The sequence below is a fragment of the Peijinzhouia sedimentorum genome (assembly GCF_049340005.1).
In the GTDB taxonomy this organism is placed as follows: Bacteria; Bacteroidota; Bacteroidia; order Cytophagales; family Cyclobacteriaceae; genus CAXBDP01.
Map to the genome: position 1 here is coordinate 56,292 of NZ_JBMPIY010000016.1, position 23,267 is coordinate 79,558.

The 23,267-nt window shown below is 35.3% G+C and carries 14 protein-coding genes; 13 read left to right on the plus strand and 1 reads right to left on the minus strand.

Features of this window, described 5'->3' with window-relative positions:
* Nucleotides 1–6 precede the first annotated feature (6 nt).
* From ACOXY8_RS16430 to ACOXY8_RS16490, 13 genes are all read left to right on the plus strand, one after another.
* A complete protein-coding gene (locus tag ACOXY8_RS16430; RefSeq protein ID WP_458332707.1) occupies nt 7–891 on the plus strand; it encodes a bifunctional 5,10-methylenetetrahydrofolate dehydrogenase/5,10-methenyltetrahydrofolate cyclohydrolase in 885 nt (294 codons plus the stop codon).
* A gap of 130 nt (nt 892–1,021) precedes the next feature.
* Nucleotides 1,022–1,603 carry a 7-carboxy-7-deazaguanine synthase QueE gene (locus ACOXY8_RS16435; RefSeq protein ID WP_458332729.1) on the plus strand — a complete coding sequence of 194 codons (582 nt, stop codon included), beginning with the start codon at nt 1,022–1,024 and terminating at the stop codon, nt 1,601–1,603.
* 2 nt (nt 1,604–1,605) lie between these two features.
* A complete protein-coding gene (locus tag ACOXY8_RS16440; RefSeq protein ID WP_458332708.1) occupies nt 1,606–3,528 on the plus strand; it encodes an OmpA family protein in 1,923 nt (640 codons plus the stop codon).
* A 549-nt stretch (nt 3,529–4,077) separates the two neighbouring features.
* The gene (locus ACOXY8_RS16445; RefSeq protein ID WP_458332709.1) at nt 4,078–7,164 is read left to right on the plus strand and encodes a SusC/RagA family TonB-linked outer membrane protein; all 3,087 of its coding nucleotides are present in this window, start codon (nt 4,078–4,080) and stop codon (nt 7,162–7,164) included.
* An 18-nt stretch (nt 7,165–7,182) separates the two neighbouring features.
* On the plus strand, nt 7,183–8,688 hold the full coding sequence (locus tag ACOXY8_RS16450) for a hypothetical protein (protein WP_458332710.1): 1,506 nt from the start codon (nt 7,183–7,185) through the stop codon (nt 8,686–8,688).
* A gap of 98 nt (nt 8,689–8,786) precedes the next feature.
* Nucleotides 8,787–9,305: a hypothetical protein gene (locus ACOXY8_RS16455; RefSeq protein ID WP_458332711.1), complete on the plus strand. Its 519-nt coding sequence runs from the start codon at nt 8,787–8,789 to the stop codon at nt 9,303–9,305.
* A 72-nt stretch (nt 9,306–9,377) separates the two neighbouring features.
* Nucleotides 9,378–12,950 carry a S8/S53 family peptidase gene (locus ACOXY8_RS16460; protein WP_458332712.1) on the plus strand — a complete coding sequence of 1,191 codons (3,573 nt, stop codon included), beginning with the start codon at nt 9,378–9,380 and terminating at the stop codon, nt 12,948–12,950.
* A 506-nt stretch (nt 12,951–13,456) separates the two neighbouring features.
* On the plus strand, nt 13,457–16,501 hold the full coding sequence (locus ACOXY8_RS16465) for a SusC/RagA family TonB-linked outer membrane protein (RefSeq protein WP_458332713.1): 3,045 nt from the start codon (nt 13,457–13,459) through the stop codon (nt 16,499–16,501).
* 10 nt (nt 16,502–16,511) lie between these two features.
* The gene (locus tag ACOXY8_RS16470; RefSeq protein WP_458332714.1) at nt 16,512–17,969 is read left to right on the plus strand and encodes a hypothetical protein; all 1,458 of its coding nucleotides are present in this window, start codon (nt 16,512–16,514) and stop codon (nt 17,967–17,969) included.
* Nucleotides 17,970–18,244: 275 nt separating this feature from the next.
* Nucleotides 18,245–19,996 (plus strand): hypothetical protein, encoded by a 1,752-nt coding sequence (locus tag ACOXY8_RS16475; protein WP_458332715.1) that lies wholly within the window; start codon nt 18,245–18,247, stop codon nt 19,994–19,996.
* A 174-nt stretch (nt 19,997–20,170) separates the two neighbouring features.
* Nucleotides 20,171–20,536 (plus strand): hypothetical protein, encoded by a 366-nt coding sequence (locus tag ACOXY8_RS16480; RefSeq protein ID WP_458332716.1) that lies wholly within the window; start codon nt 20,171–20,173, stop codon nt 20,534–20,536.
* A gap of 8 nt (nt 20,537–20,544) precedes the next feature.
* A complete protein-coding gene (locus ACOXY8_RS16485) occupies nt 20,545–22,509 on the plus strand; it encodes a hypothetical protein (protein ID WP_458332717.1) in 1,965 nt (654 codons plus the stop codon).
* Nucleotides 22,510–22,520: 11 nt separating this feature from the next.
* Nucleotides 22,521–22,670 carry a DUF5989 family protein gene (locus ACOXY8_RS16490; protein WP_458332718.1) on the plus strand — a complete coding sequence of 50 codons (150 nt, stop codon included), beginning with the start codon at nt 22,521–22,523 and terminating at the stop codon, nt 22,668–22,670.
* A gap of 111 nt (nt 22,671–22,781) precedes the next feature.
* On the opposite strand, the gene ACOXY8_RS16495 is transcribed toward ACOXY8_RS16490, so the two are convergent.
* Nucleotides 22,782–23,258 carry a hypothetical protein gene (locus ACOXY8_RS16495; RefSeq protein ID WP_458332719.1) on the minus strand — a complete coding sequence of 159 codons (477 nt, stop codon included), beginning with the start codon at nt 23,256–23,258 and terminating at the stop codon, nt 22,782–22,784.
* Between the last annotated feature and the right edge of the window lie 9 nt (nt 23,259–23,267).

The following is a 23,267-nucleotide window of genomic DNA, read 5'->3' on the forward strand; positions in this document are numbered from 1 at the left end:
AGATTCATGTATCAATTATTAGATGGCAAGAAGATTTCTTCTGAGATAAAAGTTGAGCTAGCATCAATGGTTGCTAAAGTGAAAAGTGAAGGTGGAAAAGTCCCTCATCTGGCAGCCGTTCTTGTGGGGAATGACGGAGGCAGTGAAACCTATGTAAATCACAAAGTTAAGGCCTGCGAAGAAATTGGTTTCGATTCTACTTTGCTTCGATATAATGATGACATCTCTGAAGAAGAATTACTAAAAGTGGTAGATGGCTTGAATAATAATCCGGAAATAGATGGATTTATCGTTCAACTGCCATTGCCAAAACATATTTCAGTAGATAAGGTAATTGAAGCAATCAGACCTGAGAAGGATGTGGATGGTTTTCATCCAGTGAATTATGGTCGAATGGCGTCGAATTTACCAGCTTATATGTCTGCAACTCCTTATGGTATTGTAGAATTAATCAAGCGATACAATATCCCAACGAAAGGAAAACATTGCGTTGTAGTAGGTAGAAGTCATATTGTAGGTTCACCGGTTTCTATTTTGATGGCGCGTCCGGATTATCCGGGTGATTGCACGGTTACCCTTTGCCATAGATATACTGAGGATTTGGCCAAGCATACTTCGCAGGCTGATATTCTGATTGTAGCTGTTGGCAAGCCAGGTTTGATAACCAAGGAAATGGTAAAAGAAGGTGCAGTGGTCATTGATGTAGGTACCACCCGCGTTCCAGATGCTAGCAAGAAATCAGGCTTCGCTTTAAAGGGAGACGTTATATTTGAGGAGGTTGCTCCAAAAACATCGTATATTACACCTGTTCCAGGTGGAGTAGGTCCAATGACCATCGCATCTTTGATGTGGAATACTTGGCTTGCTTCAAGGAAAATAGTTTTTTCATAATATTCACCGTGCGGTTCAATTACCCGCCTTGTCAAAAATTATCATGCAAAATACCCAATTACAGGACAATCGTCCATATTCTGAAGTCCTTCAAAATCCACGTGTAGATTCAGGTTATGAATTGCCATTGATGGAGTCATTTTATACCATTCAAGGAGAAGGAGCGCATCGAGGTAAAGCAGCATATTTTATTCGCTTAGGTGGCTGCCCGGTAGGTTGCGTTTGGTGTGATGTGAAAGATTCATGGGATGTGAAAAACCACCCCATTACTCATATTGACCTAATGGTTCAAGATGCTGTGAAAAACCGCGGGAGGATCGCCGTGATTACAGGTGGTGAACCTGCTGCTTTCGAAATGGGACCATTAACAGGAGCACTCAAGGAAGCGGGATTTCGTACTCATATCGAAACTTCCGGTGTATTTGATTTGAGTGGTGAATGGGATTGGGTTTGCTTTTCTCCAAAGAAATTCAAGAAACCTACTGAAGACATTTATAATCAGGCACATGAATTGAAGGCGATCATTTACAATAAGAGCGACTTCGATTGGGCGGTAAAACATGCCTCCAAAGTAAATCCTAATTGTAAACTTTATTTGCAACCCGAATGGAGCAAATCAAAAGAAATGATGCCGCTTATCGTTGAATTTATTAAGGAACATCCCGAATGGGAAATTTCCTTGCAGATTCATAAATACATGGAAATTCCGTAGCTATGAGAAAATTTGCTCTTTTTTTTATACTGTTTACTACGCTTACTTTCGCAAGTCAAGCTCAACAGGAGTTAGGTACGAATAATAAAAGAGCAGCAAGTCTATATGTGGAATCTGAGAATTATGTCATCAGAAGGCAATATCCACAAGCTATCAGTTTATTAAACCAAGCACTCAACAGGGATTATAAGTTTGCTGAGGCGCACTTAAGATTGGCCACTTGCTATAGGGCTATAGAGGATAATGCTGGAGCCATCAAGCATTTCACTGAAGTAATCAAATTAAAGCCTCAAGATCCTCGATACTCAATGGCCTATTTTGTATTAGCTGAAATTAATATTAAGGAAGGTAAGTATGATGAAGCAATAGAGCTGCTCAATCAGCATCAAAAAATTGCTCCCAAAGGAAATCTCTTGGATGAAGGTGCGCGAATGCTGCAGAATGCTCAGTTTGCTATGCAGGCGATAAATAATCCTGTAGAGTTTAATCCTGAACCACTATCCAGCAAGGTTAATGTATTTCAACTTCAATATTTTCCAGTACTTACAGCAGACGAAAAGACTCTGTTTTTTACAGCTCGAAATGGCAATGCTCGCACTGATGATGAGGATATTTTTATAAGTACTAAAGATAACTTTGGAGATTGGACTACTCCAGAATCAATTTCGAGGAATATAAATACGCGATTTAATGAAGGGACTTGTTCTATTTCCGCAGATGGAAGAATGATGATTTTCACTGCTTGTGAAGGCAGGCAAGGCTATGGTAGTTGCGATTTGTACGTGACTTATAAAATTGGTGAGGAGTGGTCGGTGCCAAATAATCTAGGACCAAATATCAATAGCCCACAATGGGATTCTCAGCCAAGCTTATCTGCCGATGGAAATACACTATATTTCGTTTCAAATAGACCTGGAGGCATTGGGAATAGAGATATCTATGTTAGCTACAGAAATGAAGCTGGTGATTGGACGATGGCGCAGAATCTGGGTGAGCCATTAAATACCAGCTCCGATGAAGTTTCTCCTTTCATTCATGCTAATGGATTGACATTCTTCTTTGCATCAAATGGACATCCGGGTTTTGGCGGCTTTGATTTATTCTCTTCAGAAATTGATGTTAATAATCAATGGGGAGTTCCAAAAAATGTAGGCTATCCGATTAACACCTCCGAAGATCAGGTAAGTTTGTTTATTGCAGCAAGCGGAACTACAGCATATTATGCCAATGAGAAAAAGCAAGGCAATCAATATGTAGATAGCAAAATATATAGTTTTGAATTGCCACCACAATTGCAAGTAACTCGAGGAGTCAACTATGTAAAAGGGCGGGTGGTTGATGCGATCACACAAAGGCCAATTGTTGCCACCGTAGAATTGTACGATTTAGAAACTGATGAATTATCCTCCCGCGTCAAATCAGACTCCCTAACTGGTGAGTACCTTATTACATTAACTAAGGGTTCTGAATATGCGCTTTATGTGAATAAAAATGGCTATTTATTCGATAGTAGGTATTTCAGTTTTCAAGAAGACGATTCAGTAAATCCTGAATTAGCAGACATACTTTTAAATAAAATCAATAGAGGAGAGTCCGTTAATTTGAACAACATCTTTTTCGATTTCGATAAATTTGTTTTGAGAGAGAAGTCTAAAACCGAGTTGAAGAAAATTATTGCTTTTTTGAATGCCTATCCAGATATTAAAATTGAAATTGAAGGTCATACCGACAATGTTGGATCAGCTCAATACAACCTCGAGTTATCCAGAAATAGAGCCCTATCTGTATATGAATATCTATTGGAAAATGGGATAGCAGATAATAGAGTTTACTATAAGGGCTATGGAATGGAAAAACCAATAGCCAGTAACGAAACCGAAGAGGGAAGACAGCAAAATAGACGAATTGCTTTTAAGATTTTGTAGATCTACTAATTCTTAATCGTTAGAGTCATCATAAATTCTATAATCGATCTTCGAAATAGATCAATTTGGAAGATAATTCTGATTTTTTCTGAAAAAAAATTCCATCTCTAAATATTTTTTTGCTGAAGGTGGTTTGATTTCTATATTTTTTTAGCAAAAGGAAAAGTGCAAAATTTGTGTATTTATTATATTTATTAACTAATCATCGTAAATTGCAATCAAATAAGGAATAATAATTGGATTTAACTTAATAAACAAAAATATTATTCTGATGTTATTAAATTGTTAACTCAATTTCAGAATTTTTAATGATTATGAAATTAATTCATCAGTTGACGTGAATTTAATAATTATATGCAAAAGTAGATATATTATATAATTGTTTCATGCAAATCAATTCAAAAAATACAATTGACAGATTTTATCATCCACTTAAACCATATATAGGCCACTTGTTGGAAGCATTTGCTATTCACAATTCTTGCTGAATTCTTGTTAATTAGTTAAGTTTCGAGTGAAATAAAATTTACACCTAACAATTTTATGAGTATGAAGAAGTATTTACTATTATGTTTTAGTGTGCTATTTGCAGGAGTATTTGTTGCAAATGCACAAACCAGGACGGTTACTGGAAAAGTAATCTCCGGTGATGATCGTGAAGGAATGCCTGCAGTTTCGGTTCAAGTAAAAGGGACCACCTCAGGAGCTATCACAGAACTTGATGGATCATACAGCATCCAAGTATCTGGTCCAGATGCAGTGCTAGTATTTTCTTTTGTTGGTTATGTTTCCAAAGAGGAAGTTGTTGGAAATAGGTCAGTAATTAATGTCACCCTACAATCAGATGTTACTGAATTGGGTGAAATTGTCGTGACAGGTGTTGCTGTTGGTACACCTACTAAGAAGCTTGGTTTTGCCATTGGTAAAATTGGAGAAGAAGCTTTAAGAGAAGTACCAGCAACAGATCCAGGAAACGCGATTAGAGGTAAAGTATCTGGTGTTCAGATTGTACAAGGCACTGGTCGCCCTGGAACTGCTCCTACTATCAGACTAAGAGGTGTTACAGCGATATCTGGTGATCAACAGCCACTTATTATTGTGGATGGTGTTATCACTCAAGGCTCATTAGCCGATATCAACATGAATGATGTTGAAACTATTGAGGTATTGAAAGGAGCTGCTGCATCTTCATTGTATGGTTCATTGGCCGGTAATGGCGTAATCCAAATCATTACTAAGCGTGGTGCAGGTGGAGATGGAGAAACAAGAATTACTGTAAGACAAGAAGTTGGTAATTCATATTTAGCAAGACAAGTGCCTCTTGCTTATCACCATAGGTTTGAATTGAATCCTGATGGTTCATTTGTGTTAACTAACCCTGACAACCCAAATACTAGGGTTGAGGCACCAGATAACATAATTGATAACCCGTACCCTCAGACTTTCAATAATCAAGAGTTGTTATTTAAGCCACAGCCGTTCTTTACTACTAACGTTTCTGTAGCTAATTCTGGTGCAAAAACTAATTTCTTCCTTGGAGTTGAGAATTTGAATCAAGGTGGAGTTGTTGTAGATCTTCCAGCTTTTAAAAGACAAAGTTTGAGATTAAATGTGGATCATCAGCTTAATAGTAAGCTTAAAATCACTAGCTCAACTTTATACGTGAACTCTGATAGACCTACCAATGGTGAAAATGGACAAGGTGGTTTATTCTACCCAATTCTAGCTCATGAGCCAGATCAAGATTTATTTGCAAATAGAGATGGTGGTGTTTTACCTCGTTCCCAGAGTAACTTACAAAACCCGCTATACGAAGTTAGAAATTTGGAATATAGAAGAGAGCGTAGAAGGTTACTACAAAACTTCCAATCTTCTTATAAAATTCTAGATTGGTGGACTGTAGAAGGTCAGTTTTCAATGGATAGAGAATGGAATACAAATGAGAATTATAGACCAAAAGGCTACATAACTCAAAACAGACCAGAAGGTGAATTAGGTTCTCTTTCCAATACTTGGGGCAATAGTAGTGCGGAAGTAGTTACGGCTTCCTCATATTTCAGAAAGAAATTTGGGGATTGGAATACACTTGTAACATTACGTTACCAGTTCGAGAAGTATCTGACTGAAAGTAATAGTACTAGTGGTTCAAATTTTGCCGTTGAAGATATTCCTAGATTCCAAAATTTAGACCCGACCACTTTGAACATCACCAATTCACTGACGGATGTTCGTGCTGAAAACTTATTCTTCAACCTAGGCTTTGACTATCAAGATAAGTATATCTTTGAAGGTTTGGTTAGAAGAGACGGTTCTTCATTGTTTGGTGAAAATGAGAGATATCAAGTTTTCTACAGAGCAACTGCAGCTTACAGAATTACAGAAGACATCACTATTCCAGGCATCAATGAATTGAAGGTACGTGGTTCTTATGGTACTTCTGGTTCAAGACCAGGATTTGCTGCTCAGTATGAGACGTTCTCTTTATCTAGAGGTGTTGCTTCCAAAGCAGTATTAGGAAACCCAGATTTGAAGCCATCAAGAATTAGCGAATTCGAGTTTGGTGTGAATGCTACATTCCTAGATAAATTCAACTTTGAGTTCAACTATGCGGACATTAATGCAGATGATCAAATCTTGTTAGTACCACTTCCAGGTGTAGCTGGTTTCAGTTCTCAGTGGAGAAATGCAGGATTGGTTTCAACTAAAGCTCTAGAATTTAGTCTTGGTTCTTATATTAAAGACACTCAAGATTTTTCTTGGGACTTTAATATAGTTGCTAGTAATGCAATATCTAAAGTTGAAAGACTTGATGTGCCACCATTATTGAGAGGAGATGGGATCACAAGCGGTATGTTTAGAATTACTGAAGGTGAAGAGTTTGGAGTAATGTATGGTAATAGATTCGCGAAATCTGCTAATGACTTTATTCTTGATGAAAACGGTTTTATAACTAATATTTCTGGTTATGTCCCTGGAGCAGCAAATAACAAAACTCCTGAACAATTTGAAAGAAATTCAGAAGGATATATGGTGCCTGTAGGAACTGAGTACACTAATGCTGAAACAGCAGTTTTACTGTACGACCCTGAAACTGGTCAAAAACTGGATGCGAAAATTGGTAATTCTAGACCTGATTTGATTTTGGGTTTAAACCAAAATATTCGTTATAAGAACTTCGCTTTGTTTGTATTATTAGATGCGCAAATCGGTGGTGATATTTATAATTCATCAAGACAGAACATGTATTTCCAAGAAAGACATGGAGATTTAGATCAGTCTGGAAGACCAGAAGGACAAAGAAGAGCGGCCACTTACTACTCAAGTGCTGTAAGTTTGTATAACGGAGCAACACCATCAGAGCATTTTGTGGAAAAAGCTACGTATATGAAGTTACGTGAGGTTGCTTTGAACTATAGGTTCGATAATGCTTTCATGCAAAGAGTTGGTTTGGGTAATGTATTACAAGATGCTAAACTCTCTTTTATTGGTAGAAATTTATTGACCTTCACTGATTATTCAGGTTTTGATCCTGAAGTGGCTTCTCTTAGTGCAGGTGATCCAACAACATTTAGATCTGACGCTTATGTGTATCCGATGTTTAGGACTTTCACTGCAGCAATTGAAGTAAGATTTTAATTTTAAAGAACAGCAAAAATGAAAAATACAAAAATTAAATTCTTCGGTTTGTTACTTGCTGGGATGTCATTCATTGCAGTAAGTTGCGCGGATCTTGAGGTGGAAAACCTTAACAATCCGAATACGGACAAAGTACTAGCAACCCCTGAGGATCTCAAGGGGCTAGTAGGTGGTGCTTATTCAGATTTGTATGCAATATTCTATAACTATAGAGGCAACACAAATCTAGAACACACTGCGGATCATACTACCAATACTAACAATGTTAGAAACTGGTGGTCTGAATTTAAAGTGGAGCCTAGACCTCAGTTTGCAAATAGTTTGGCTAGTGCAAACAGAGTTCAAATTGTTGATGCCCCATTCTCATTGATGAACTCTGCTATTTCTGCTGCTTTAGATGTAATTAAGCAAATAGAAAATAATGGAGTAACCATAGGTGATGATACCCAAATGGTGTTGGCAGCTGCTTACTTTGTGAAAGGTTTAGCGGGAGGTTATCTAGCAAGCACTTTCGATCAGGCCTATCTGGTAGATAAAGACACAGAACTTGGTGGTTTAGGATTGTCTCCTTATGCCGATGTTATGGATTTGGCAATTGCTGATTTGGAAAGAGTAATTCAGATTTCAAATGCAAATTCGTTCACACTTGAAAATACCTACATTAATACACCTAGTCCCATGAGCAATAGTGAGCTTTCTAGATTAGCGAGCTCATATGCAGCGCATTTCCTAATGACTGAAAGCAGAACGAAAGCAGCTAATGATGCGAATGATTGGGCTAGAATCTTAAATTTTGCTCGTAATGGTATTACAAGTGATTATATTTTAGTTCTAGATAATGAAAACTGGCAAAACTGGTTTATGGATCTTTCAGGACTTGATTGGTACTTCAGAGTCGACCATAGAGTGATTCAAGCTTTTGATCCAAATTATCCTTCAAGGTTCCCTTTGGCTAATAACGCTACTGTTCCTCCCGCTGTTACTAATGATAAGCGTATAGACTTGTACTTCAAGTACGAATCTGATATTTCTAGATTTAATTTAACACGAGGAGCACAGTTAAGAAGTCATTATAGAATTTCTAGATGGGATCCTTTGTATCTAAACAGTGGTATTGGCCCAATTCCGGTTTTCCACAAGTACATCAATGATTTGATAATTGCGGAAGCTGAAGCTATGACAGGTAACTTAACTGCAGCAATTAACATCCTTAATTCTGGCAATAGAGTTACAGTTGGTGAATTGCCTCCACTTCAAATGAATCTTACAAGAAATCAAGTTCTTGACATCATTTGGGATGAGAGAGATATCGAAATTTGCAGATCCGATTGGGCAGTTCCTTTTATGGATGCAAGAAGAAGAGGTATCCTTCAAAAAGGAGTATTGCTTCATTTACCAGTCCCGGCTACAGAATTATTGGTGTTAAATTTACCAATTTATACTTTTGGTGGGCAAACTGCTGCAGATGGTATTAATACATCTGATGGTATTGGAGCTTGGTACACGCCTCCCGGAGTAAACTAATCTTAATAATTTTCAAAAAAGCCATTTTTAGTTTCGACTAGAAATGGCTTTTTATTTTTATTTCCACTTAATTCGTTAGTGATTTTATCTTCATTCCCATGCAGCGTTTTTTAGCAATTCTCTTTCTAATATCGATCCTTGCTTGTTCCACCAATAGGGATTTTAAAGAAATATCCTCAACAGAATTTGATCTAAAAATATTAGGTGAATTTACCGAGGAGGATTGGTTGCAAATAGATAATGTAAAATTTATCCACATGCCATATCAAATCCCATTTGAGGAAATTGCATTTGAAGACTTACATTCGTTTGACGGGCAAATCCACACGATCAAGTTGCCTGTTTCTAGACAAAAAGTTACTATAGCCGATGGAATAGAAAGAACTTCAATTTATAGGGACACTGATTTTCTGACTTTTTATATCAGGTTTTTAAATGTTGTTAATTTTGCTCCTAATTTAGCGAGTGAATCCACAGATAATCAATCAATAACTTATAGATTTGAAGCTGGTGCAACCTTACATCTTCAAAAAAGGTTACACTTCTGGCGGGAGGATAAGCGTACAATATCTGTTCAATATTCTTCTGACTATCCAATAAGCTTGGGAGTTAAATGATTTTTAACCGTCAGTAGAATTAGAATTTTTTTCAAACATTAAGTTGTAAACTTTTTTCTAAATGAATTGATTATGTTGAGGAATAGATTTTACACTCAGATGCGTACTAAATTCACTGTATTTATCATACTTACACTTTTGTGTAGTGGTTCTGCTGTTGCTCAAGAAAAGATTAAAATTGATTCAAGCAAGTATTCAATTCCAAGCAGGGAATTCCTCAACCAAAGAATTGATAACAATAAGAATGATTATTTAAAAATATATGCCGACCGATATAATCTAGAGTTTATTAGAAAAAATGGTCAATTAAATCAAGATAGCGAATATCTATTCTATGATTTGAGTTCAACTGGTCACCCACTTTTTATTCATAACTATGAAACAAGATCGGGGAGAGTGGTAAAAGCAGATCAAGTTTACCCATTAGGAAATTCTGGTTTGAGATTAACTGGTAAAAATCAAACAATTGGAGTGTTTGATGGAGGCCGAATACAAATCGAGCACAAGGAATTTCAAGGAAGAGCTAGAATGATTGATAATGTCACACTTAATAATTTTCATGCAACTCATGTCTCAGGCATTATTGGTTCCGCTGGCATTAATGAAAATGCTCGAGGTATTGCATATGAAAGTTTAATTGATGGTTATACTTTTGATAGTTTTGATAGTAAACTTATAGATGCCTTAGAGGAAGGTTTAGCAATTAGTAATCACTCATATGGGCCAGCTGCGGGTTGGCAAAGTGATAATTCATGGAGGTTTAATTGGAGATGGTATGGTGATTCAACAATAAGTGAAACCCAAGATTATAACTTTGGATTTTATGCGGATTGGGCTCAGTTTCATGATGCATTAATTTATTATTACCCATATCATATTTTAGTTACATCTGCGGGAAATACAAGGTCTATGAATGGGCCATCTTCGGCACCTTTTGAACATGAAATTTTCCGTAATGGCAGTTGGGTTCGATCAACGAAAAGAAGAGATCCAAATGGACCTTATGATTCAATGCCTTATGCAGGTGTTGCTAAGAATATCGTTACTGTTGGTGCTGTTTCAGCAAACGCTCCAACTTCATTCTCAATGGCAAATTTTAGTTCATGGGGGCCTACAGATGATGGACGAATTAAACCTGATTTAGTAGGTGTAGGTGTAGGGGTTTTTTCTACAGTGGAAAACACAAATGATCAAATAGATAGATATTCCACACTTCAAGGAACATCAATGTCAAGTCCGAATGTTGCAGGTGGCTTGCTGTTAATTCGACAGCATTTTATCCAACAACATAGTTATATTCCACTTGCATCAACTGTAAAAGGATTAGCCATTCATACAGCGCGGCAACATCAAGCCGCTGGAGTAGGACCCAACTATAGATTCGGTTGGGGCTTATTGGATGTGGAGCAAGCAACAAACCAAATAACAAAACTTGATTCGACTTCTTTCATTATAGAAGAATTTGTTCTCGAGGAAAATGAAATAAGTGAAAAGAAAATTTATTCTGATGGTATTAGCGATCTTAAAGTAACCGTTGTGTGGACAGACCCTGAAGGTGATATCCCTACGGCTGCACTCAATCCGAAGGATACCATTTTGGTAAATGATATTGATTTAAAAGTTATTGCACCTGATGGATCTGAATTTTTCCCATTTATTTTAGACCCAGCGAATCCAACTAAAGAAGCCACAAGAGGTATAAATAATTTAGATAACACAGAGGTTGTTATCATTGAAAATCCGATGGCTGGGGAATATAAAATTCAGATATCTCACAAGAAGAATAATTTAGTAAATGGGTTTCAGATTATTTCTTTGATTGGCTCTGGAAGTAGTTTAGCTTCTGATTTTAAAAATCTTTACTGGATTGGTGGAAATGGTAATTGGAATGATCCAAATAATTGGTCGGAATCACAGAATGGCATTTCGGCATCTCGAACCCCAAATAGTAAGGATATCGTAAGATTTGACAATTCATCTTTTCAAAGCAAAAATCAAACTGTAATTATTCCTAATGATGCCAAAGCATTAAATTTGATTTATTCATCTGATTCTTTGGCAAATTTCGATTTTTCAAATGGAAAGCTTCAACTGAGTGGGTCATTTATATTGACTAAAAAAATGGAATTAACTGGAGAGGGATTAATTGAAATGACAGGCGAGAATTTAAAGTTTAATGGATTCACATCTGCTGGAAATGATTTATCAGGGATTGACTTAATAATTAATAGTGATGATGGTTATTATGAAATTGAAGATAGTTTGACCATTAATTCCATTACTCTTGAGAAAGGAATTCTTGATCTAAATAACAAGTTCCTGAAAGTTAATCAGATAATTTCCCAAGGAATTGATCCTACATCTATAGATTTAAGAAACGCCCAAATAGAAGTCGGTAGTAAACTTGATTTTGGAGATAGCACAAAATTTATCTTGGCTGATAACTCAACAATTACCTTTGGCAAGGATGCCACTGCTTCTTCTAGTTTTACCTTTAAGTCTCCAAGAGCTGCATTTAATAAGCTAATTGTATTGGACGGTTCACTAGATATTTCTGGCGAGCATTCTTTTAAGATAATAAAAAACAGTAGTGCTGTATTAATTAATGAGAATACAATTGTTGATTCTTTATTCCTAGGAGCCAATAGTCAATTGACCTTGAATGATGGAGTTGAGTTAAGCTCAAATTTCTTATCAATCAATTCCTCTGTGGGCAATGAAGTAAGCATTACTGGGTTGGAAGACGGCTTTGGCTACTTGAAGATATCAGAAAATGTTAAATATTGCTTTGATTTTCTTTTAGTAAATAATGTGTCAAATATTGGAGAAGCTACCTTAAATGCGGGAGTCAATGGGCAACTAACTGGTATTGTCGAAGGCTGGTCTGCTACAAATTGTGAAGATGTACTGTTTGCAGACTATATATACGAGAATGCTTGTTTAGATGGTGTAACTAGGTTCACTAGTACCAGTACTGGTAACCCATCTGAAATAACTTGGCAAATAAGTACAGAAGAAGGCGAGGTATTGATTTCTCAAAATTCAGAAGACCTCGAGTTTGTGTTTGAAGAATCGGGTGTTTATGTGATTGCACTTGAAATTAGTGATGGTGAAATTGTTAAAAATTTCACGCAGCGAATTAATATAGCTGAGAATCCACTCAAAAGTTTAGTGATTTTTGAAGATAATGATTTATTGGTAGCTTCTTTAAGTGGGCTTTCATACCAATGGTTTTTAGACGGAGAGCTTTTAGTGGATGCTACACAAAGACTTTATAATCCTGTAGATCCAGGAAACTATCAAGTAGTAGCAATTAATGGAAGATGCAGTTTTACTTCACCAATATTCACCGTACATAATACAGTAGTAGGCATCGATGATGAATTTAATGATTATGGAATAATAGTCTTCCCAAACCCAGCTACGGAATTATTAAATATTAAGTTTAATTCTTCTGAATTTGACAATGAAATTTCAATCAGCCTGATGGGTCTTACGGGAAACTTACTTTGGAAGGATATAGTAAATACAAATAGTCGAAATTACGAAATCCAACTTCCGATTTCTCAAATTCCAGCTGGAGTTTATGTCCTGATAATTGAATTTGATAATAGAAAACTAAGAAAAAAAATAATAGTAGATTAACTAGCCATTTTCATAATAATATTTACCAATTGGCTTGCTAGCTAAAAATAAAAATACGTTGCTTTTAAGATTTTAAATTATTTATAATCAAAGAGTTAAAAATTTATCTTTCAAATTCCATTTAAAGTTATTAATGAAAATTTTTAGCTAACCATTAAGTTGAAAATATTTCACCACTTTCAGATTAAAAGCAGTTTTTCACCAATTACCTTGAAGGTCAATAGAATTTTTTTTGTATCTGGCTATATTATAATTTCACACCTAAGACCCCAGTATCAGAAAGAGATAACCTGAACTTCTTTTTAAGCTCAAAGAGTAGATAGTCAGATGTTTACTTTTATATAGCTTCAAAGAATGAAGTTTTCAGAACGACAAGAATTTGAGGGGCTTAGGAAGTAGGAGCGATGAATGTTTAAAAGAAGTTAATGTTTTTTTTTTGTTAATAAATTCAAATGCTTACTTTTGGTTTGACGCCAAAATTAATTTTTACTTAAACTTTTAACTTTATGAAGAACTATTTACTTATGACAGTTCTGCTTTGCTTTGCGGTAGTTAATCTATCGTTCGGGCAAACGCGGACTATTACAGGTACTGTAACTTCTGCTGAAGATGGTGAGCCACTTCCAGCAGTTAGTATACAGTTGAAGGGTACTACTACTGGTGCCATTACCGAACTTGATGGAACATATCGCATAAATGTACCACAAGACGGTGGTGTATTGGTATTTTCATTTGTCGGATTAACAACCAAGGAAGTTAGTATTGGCAACAATACAGTTATTGATGTTTCGCTTGAGTCTGATATTCAAACTTTGGGTGAAATTGTCGTAACAGGTGTTGCTGCTGGTACTCCAGAGAAGAAGTTAAGTTTTACAGTTGGAAAGTTGAATGAAGAAATCATTCAACAGGCTCCTGCAGTAAATGCTGCGGCTGCATTGCAAGGCAAGATTGCTGGTGTGCGAGTTGTACAGAGTTCGCAGCCTGGTTCAAATGCTAGTATTCAATTAAGAGGAGCCTCTGCTATTGGTACAGGTGCTTCAGAACCATTAGTTGTGGTTGATGGAGTCTTGACGGAAGGTGGTTTATCAATAGTTAATGCCCAAGATATTGAAAGAATCGAAGTATTGAAGGGAGCTTCCGCTGCCTCTTTGTTTGGTTCTCGTGCAGCAAATGGAGTAATTCAAATTTTCACAAAGACTGGGGCTTCGAATGCTGTTGGCCAAACTGTAATTCGTATTAGAAATGAGTATGGCGGAGCAGCGGCTTATAACTCAAGAGCTCCAAAAAAGACTAGTCATCACCATTTCTTGACTAACGCGGATGGTACAATTCAGGTGAATGATACAGGGGTTACCTTTTTAGGTATAGCAGATCCTAGAGGAATTGCAGATAAGCCATTTGCAGAACCAATTTATGATCACCTTTCTCAAGTATTTGATGGTGGTACATTTATGACGAATTATGTTGCCATTTCACATAATAGTGGAAAATCAAATATATTGACATCAGTAGAGCATCAAAATAATTCTGGCCCAATTATGTTTAATGAAGGTTCTAGAAGATTCAATTTTAGGGTAAACTTGGATCATAATGTAACTGATCGCCTTAAAGTAACAGCTCGAACCTTATTTGCTAGATCAACTAATGATACAAAAGGAATAAATGGATATGGGGGTACTCGATCTGTGCTAAGGACATTATTTATGATGGATCCTACTGCAGATTTGTTTTTGCCTAATGATAATGGAACTCCATATAAATGGAATATCAATAAGTATAACGACACTGATGGGACAAATCCTCTTTATGGGTTATCTAGAGTAAGAAGAGATGGTTATACAACTAGATTTTTAGGAAATTTTGGAGCTAGTTATGAAGTAGCTAATGGCCTTTCAATTGAATATGCATTTGGCATTGATAATGATACTGGTAATTCAAATCGTTTTCTTAACAAAGGACATTTGGATAGATCAGCTGGTGATGCGCCTTTGCTAGGTTCTGTTTATAGAGATTGGAATGAAGAAAATGCAATTACATCAAGCACTACTTTAGTGTATGTTAAAAAGTTTGGAGATTTCAATCTAAGATCCAGATTATTTTACATGTATGAGAACAGATTTGAAAAGGAGTTTGATGCTGCAGGCTCTGCTTTGAATGTAAGTGGGTTAAATGTATTACAGAATGCAACAGTTCACTCTCCTCCATTTTCAAGGAGTGAAGAAGTAACAGCGAATAATTTTGCATTTGCGGCTGGTGGGGATTATTTGGATAAATATATATTTGATGTTATTGTTCGTCGTGAAGCTGTATCACTTTTTGGAGCTGATGAAAGGTGGGCAAATTTTGGAAGAATTTCTACGGCATATAGATTGACAGAAGATATATACATCCCAGGTTTCCAAGAGCTTGCTCTTAGAGCATCCTATGGAACTTCTGGTAGACGTCCAGGTTTTACTGCACAATATGAAAGATTTAATGTCTCCAATGCAGGTGTTGTGGCATCTCTTGGTAATTTGGGTAATAGAAATTTGAAACCTGCCACAACTGCTGAATTGGAATTAAGTTTAAATGCTGAGTTTTTGAATAAATTCTCATTTAGTGGTGGGTATTCAACCCAACAGAATAGAGATCAGATTTTAAATATCCCTATTACTGCTGCTACAGGATTTAACAATCAAGTACAGAATGCAGGTACATTAGAAACAAATACTATTGAATTAACCCTTGGGTATAGTGCAATACAATCACGTGATGTTTCTTTAGATTTTAATGTAGTATTTGATCGTACGAGACAAAAAATCACCGAATTTGATAGACCTGCGCAGCTTACAGGATATACAATCTGGAGACCTGGTGCTACATTGGGTGTAATTGCAGGACAGCAAATAGCTACTTCATTAGAAGAAGTGGCAAATCAAGTACCGGCAGGGCAAACCTTGGAGAATTATTTCACAATTAATAGAGATGGTTATGTGATTAGAAGTGGTACTGAATTTACTGCTGATGAAAGAGCAATAATTGTAAGAGATGATACCGGGGCACCTCTAATTATGGATATAGGTGATTTTAATGCCGATTTCAATATGGGTATTAATACAACTTTCCGTTACAAAGGCTTGAATGTGTATATGCTATGGGATACGCAAGTTGGAGGTAATACCTACTTCCAAGGTGGCCAATGGATGGCTAGAGATCTAATACATCCAATGTTTGATCAGTCAATGTACCCAGAAGGTCAGCAGAAATATACTGCTTACTTTAGCAGTTTGTACAATGTACAGAACGTTACATCTCATTGGGTAGAAGATTCTGATTATATACGAATGAGAGAGTTGTCTCTTAATTATTCAGTTAGTGAAAGTCAATTGGATAAACTTGGCTCATTTGGTTTTATTAAAGGTGTTAAATTCGGAGTTGTTGGAAGAAACTTATTGTTGTTCTCTAAGTATCCTGGATTTGACCCTGAAGTGGGTAATGCCTTAACAAGAGTAGATGATTTTGATTATCCTCTTACAAGGACTTTTAGTGGTTCAATTGAGTTTATATTTTAATATTTAGACTATGAAAAAAAGTAAAATTCAATCTCCTTTCAAAATAATTTGGTTAGGAGCAATTTTGATGACAGGTTTTGTGGCATGTGAAGATTTGGAAGTGGAAAATCTTAATGAACCAAATCAAGATCAAATATATTCCTTACCGGAAGAGTATCTTCCTTTAATTGAAAGTTCTTATGCTACATGGTGGAATGCCTTAGAGAAAAGTGATCCAAACTGGGGCTTAAGTGTTGCGGGTGAGTCAATGACCTCTTCTTGGGGGAACTGGGCAGCTCAAGATTTAGGTACGATTCCTCGTCAGCAATTGCAGAATAATTTGACGTACTCTAACAGGGCGGTAATGACTACGCCTTGGAATACTCTAAATTCTGCATTGGCTACGACAAATGCTATCATGAGGAAAATTGTTGTAGACAATATTCCAGTGATTGATGGAGCTGGTGAAGATAGAACCCAAGAGGCATTGGCACTTGGTAGAGGTATGCAGGGCTTGGCTTTAGGAGCCTTAGGGATGCTATTTGATCAAGCATATATTCTGGATGAAAATTCAGACTTGGAGCAGCTAGAGTTTTTGCCTTATGATCAGGTGATTTCTGCTTCTCGTCAAAAATTGAGTGAAGCTATTCAAATAGCTAGCTCTAATACATTTACTGTAAACATTTTAAATTCTGAGTGGAGTTCAGCTCAACTTGCCCAGTACTTTAGTACCATGTCTGCTAAGATTGAAGCTTTTTCTGCTCGAAATGCACAGGAGACAACAGCGAATGTAAATTGGGAAGAAATCCTGCAGTTGACTAATAATGGTATTTCGACTGATATATCTGTATTAGGTGATGGTGGTTCTCAATGGTGGAATCGTATTAAACTACAAGGACAAGATCCGGGATGGGCTTTTGTTTCATCTAGAATAGTAAATATGATGGATGATAGAATGCCATACCCTTGGCCTACTGGTGTAAATTCAGTTGCGGTTCCTTCTGATCCTAAAGATGATAGAATGGCGACGGATTATAAGACATCAGCGCCACCTTTTCAAGCTGCGAGAGGCTACTATTTCTTTTCTATGTATTACTATCAGAGATTCCAATCATATAGAGCAAATCTAAATACTGAAATTGTTCATATGTTGGTTGCGGAGAATGATTTGCTAAAGGCTGAGGCACTAGTTCGAACAGGCGGCTCTAAAGTTACTGCAGCTAATCTGATTAATGAAACACGTGTTGAGAGAGGTGGCCTAGCTCCACTTACAGGAAGTGAGAGTAATGATGTATTGCTTGCCGCCATTGTTTATGAGAGATTAGCTGAATTGCCATGGACAAATACTTTGACGAATGGGTTCTTTATTAGAAGAGGTACTACGGTGACAAATATGCAATTGCTGCCAGGTACAATACCTCATCTTCCAGTTCCAGCGCAAGAATTGGAATTATTTGGACTACCATATTATTCGTTTGGAGGTGAATAATTTTTCTAATTATTTACAATAAATTTAGTACTTATGAGATGGGTAGATGTATCTACCCATCTCATTTTTTACCATTTATATTATGAAGTTTATAAGCAGAATTGTCTTGATAGTTTTATTTTTTGGGACTATTTTAATTGTTTCATGCGAGCGAAATGAGTATGTAGATACTGCTCCCGCTCCAGAAGTTCCTGGAAATCCAAGTGTAAAATGATGATAGGATTTAACCATCTTTCAAAATGTAGTTAGTTTATTTTTTCTATACTAGATTTATTGTGAGAAAGGTTTCTTTTTATATTATAACTTTTTTAGTGCCTTTCTTATTAGTAGGATTCATAGAGTTAGCTTTCTATGTGTTTAATATAGCAGAGGAAGTTCCAATATTTATAGAATCAGAAATTGACAAGCGTTATTTAAAGTTAAATCCAAATATTGCTGAAAGATATTTTAAATCCAGCTTAATTTCAGTAAGGGGAGAAAACGATTCTTTTTTAAAGACTAAAAGTGAGAGCACTCTAAGAATAGTTATTCAAGGAGAAAGTTCTATTCAAGGGTTTCCTTATGGCCATTCTATCTCTGCTCCTAGAATATTAAAAAGTTATTTAAAAAAAATTTACCCATCATATAAGGTTGAAGTTATAAATCTGGGAATAACTGCTATAAGTAGTTATGTCATAAAAGATATGGCTTATGAAGTGGCTAAATTAGAGCCAGATTATGTAATTATTTATGCAGGACATAATGAATTTTATGGAGCTTATGGAAGTGCTACTTCAGAATATGCAACAACTAATGAGAACATCACTGCACTATTTTTCTTTTTAAAGCGATTTCGAGTTTTCAGGTTTATATCAAGTTTTATTGCAGGAAGTGAGGTCGAAGAGTTTGATGCTACAAAGACTTTAATGGAGAAGATGGCCTATGATAAGAAAATTGAATTAGATTCAGAAATCTACAGTACTACCATTGAAAGATTTACCAGTAATATAAAGGATATTTCAAATATTTATAAAAGGAATTCTATCCCTTTTGCCATAAGCACCTTAGCTATCAATCTAAAAGATCAACCACCTTTCCTATCAGAGAATTTAACTATTGAAAAACTGTATGAATATATAGATCTGATTAAAGAGGATTCAGTGAGTAATGAAGTTGTTTCCGAATTAGAGAAATTAGAGAAAGCTTACCCAACTAATGCACTTTTATACTATCTTCTAGGTAAGAGCAACTTGCAGCTTGGTAATACTAATGCGGCAGAAAAATATTTTATACTAAGTCTCCAACATGATGCTCTTAGATTTCGTGCTCCATTAGAACTAAATAATAGGCTGGTTGAGTTAGCAAATAGTGAAAATATTGACCTTATAGATGTTTATAATACTTTTAAAATACATTCAAACGCAGGAATAATTGGAAATGAATTGATACTTGAGCATATTCATCCTAACATACTTGGCTATTCAATATTAGCTTATTGCTTTTTAGAGAATATTCTGGGGAGTGGATTTTTACCGAATATTAATAGTTCAAAGGAATTGTATTTAGATGAAGATTTTTTAAATATTTATTCAAACTATATCAACCCTTTGGACTCGATAATAGGAACAGTTACTGTGAATGCGTTATTAAGAAATTGGCCATTTAATCTGTATGATTCTTTATTTTCTCCTCCACCTTTAAAATATGAGGCAAGTGTTGAGCTTGATTTAGCAGTTGATGTAACTTCAAACTTAATTTCGCACTATGATGCGAGCTTAATATTGTGTCGAAATTATATGTTGGAAAATGAATACATAAATATGCTTAGAGTTGCTAATGCATTAAGTTTAGAATGGAATAATCGTCCAAGAATACAAATTTATCAATTTATAGCATTAGCAAAGTTGCAAAAGATCGCTGATGCTAAAGAAATTTTTTGTTATTTAGTTCATAGCTTAGGGAGGGAGGTAGTCATAAAAGAGCTTAAAAGTGTTATTGAAGGAACTGAAATTGGTTTTGAAAGTTTTGAGTCGTTCATTAATGATTAATATTGTAGTATGAGAGTTCTAGTGTGTTTTATGTTGATTCTAATATTCTGTAATAGCTGTAAGAACTCATCTGTTATAGGAAGGGAGATTAGGATTGAAATTAGATCAGAAATTTTAGATAATTCATGGATTAAAATTGATGAAATGAGTTTCTTTCATTACGTAACAGATACTATGCTTCAAACTAGTAAGGCTAGTTATACGAATAATGAATATTCCCCACCAGATTATTTAGTTTCTAAATACACTGACTATACTTTTATTCCTGCTAGTAAAATGTTCAAGTGGAATGATTTCACTAAATCATGGCTACAAATTGAAAGAACAAATACAGAAATAGTTTCTGATTATATAGTTGAAATAAATCGGAGCCAAGTTGAGACTACTGGTAGCAGCGACTTACTAGATAGGATATACGAATATTCTAGCACACAAATAGATATGTTTAATGGGATAATGGTTATTAAGCGGAGAGATGATAAACCCATAAAAGTAAGCTGGAGCAGTAATTATAATGGTATTATTACTGTAGTTGAATAAATCATGTCATGAAAATCAGAATAATTTCATTTTATTTTATATTAATTGTACTTATTCCGGCTGTAGTCTTAGTGTTGATTGAAGTAGCTTTGAGGTTTTTTAATTATGGTGAAGACTTTCCACTTTTTATCAATGATCCAAATAATAGTAAATATTTAGTAGTAAATCCTGAATTTTCTTCTAGATATTTTTCTGATAGTACGATTGCTCCAGAAGCAGGATATGATCCTTTTTTAAAGGTTAAGCCAATTGATACGTACAGGATATTTGTTTTGGGAGAATCCACAGCTGCCGGATTCCCATTTAGTCATGGTGCTTCATTTCCAAGACAGCTTGAATTTCTTTTATCTAATCGACTAAATAGAGAGGTAGAAGTAATAAACTTATCAATGGCTGCTATAAACTCTTATACCATAAAAGATTTAGTAGATGAAGTAATTGAGCAAGAACCTGATCATGTTTTAATTTATTTAGGCCACAATGAATATTATGGGGCTTTAGGAGTTGGTTCTTCACTGGGAATATTTGGGGGGCAAACATTAAAGAATCTTTATCTAACCTTTAGAGACTTAAGGATTGTTCAATTAATTGGAAGTATTTTTGAATCAAGTCCTTCAGCAACAAATCTTAAAGACGATATAACTTTAATGGAACGTGTCGTTGAAAATCAAGAAATTTCGAAGGATAGTAAAGTATATGAATTGGGTTTAAGCCAATTTAGAAATAATCTTGACCAAATTCTCAGGAAATTGAGTGAGTCAAATGTTAAAGTCTCGATCAGTAATTTGGTTTCTAATATAAAAGATCAGACTCCTTTGGGGTATAGGGAAGTTGATGATTCCTCTCTAAGCGCGCTACTAATTCAGTTGAATCCTAGTACGGGTGAGATACCGGATCTAACAGGAGTAGAACTTGATTTTTTAATAAAGTTTGAAGAAAGGTATCCTAATCATTCAGGACTTCAATTCTTAATTGGTCGTAAAATGTTAAGCCTTGATAGTGGTTCCTCCAAGGCAGTAGATTACCTGCTTGATGCAAAGGATTCAGATTTAATAAAATTTAGAGCGCCGTCAGAGATAAATAAAATTATTGCTTCAAAGGCAGCAGAATACAATTCGGAGTTTATAGATATGACTAAATTCTTCGAGTCAGAAAGTGGTACATATATTCCAGGGTATGAATATTTTACCGAACACTTACACCCAAATTTACTAGGTTACAGAAAAATGGCATTGGCCTTCTATTCTGTTTTTTCAAATGATAGTATTGATGAAGAGTTTGACATTCCGACATATACAGAGATTGATTCCATTTATGGTGAATTAATGATTGCCAGACTTAAAGAGAATTGGCCATTTAAAAGCGGGGTTAGTAATGTGGATCCAATTGATAGTTTTAAACCTAAAACAGTTTCTGAAGTACTAGCAGTGAATGTTGTTAATCAAAATATTTCATGGTTAGAGGCGAATGCTCGTTTATATAATGAATATAAAAAGAGAAATAGCCCAAAGGTACTTAGGCCTGCTACTGCAATGTCTCAAGAGTTTCGAAATCTAGATGAGCCTATTGAATTATTAGCAGAAGCGAACCTATTGATTGGAGATACCGCTACAGCGATTAAAATAATTTTACCTAAATTTGAGATTGAGAGTAAGGAGAAGTTTGGGGACATATTAGCAAATATTTACCTTAATAGAAGAGAGCTTTCTTTAGCCTTGTCTGTGTATAAAAGATTAAGTTTGATTAATCCAATAAATAATAATTTTAAACTGAGAATCAAAGCTTTGGAGCAAGTCATGGGTTCTTTGAACAAGCAGGAAGTCTATTTAGAATCAGAAAGGGAGGAGATCGTAGGTTATCTCGGAGCGTATATATATTTGGGTTTGAAGAAAGAATCACAATACTGGCTGGATTTTCTGAAGAAAAATTTTCCTGGTGAAGATTTAAAGCAATTTGAAGCATTGATTAATTGAAATCTTGAATAATGGAGTTTTTTAAAGACCTTTTTAATTTCATTCTTAACAGAAAGAAACTTTGGCTTATTCCGATAATAGTGATTCTTTTATTGTTGAGTATAGTAATTGTACTAGTTGAAGGAACTGCTCTAGCTCCATTTATTTATACAGTTTTTTAAAGGAAGTTTTATTTTATTTGGTTACACATTTCTACTGCAAACCAATTACTAATCTTTGTAAATTTTATTAGTTCAAGCGCACCGCATTTTTTGAAAATTGTTTTTCTGTAATTATTCTATAATTACTTTTTTCCTCATGGAATTATCTGATTGAACGTTGCTGAACTCAAAATCAGGAATGTGAATCACATTGTTTTCTTTCTTGCTCAACCAAATATTTCTTGACTCTATAATCTCTTCTTTATTTGAAGAAATTATTACACTGTTATATGAGTTAGGAATAAGAGTTTTCTGCATTAGTTGATTGTAAGTAGAACCAACCTTTTTGAAGAAATTCAAATTGTTACTTGATTGAAAGGCCAATAAAATTTGGCGTTCCTCTTTGTCATTTTTTGGTTTAGGGAAGGTTACTTCTTTCAAATCCGTAATTAGTAGCGTTCCATTATCTACTATCACATGTGCATATGTGTAATATGTGCTAGTTGCTTCTGCTGGTGCAGCATCTGTTTTTATACTTTGGCCAATTGTTTCATAGTTCAATGTTATTGTCAATATGAACAGTGAAAAGTAGAAAGCTAAATTTTTCATGTCTCTAAT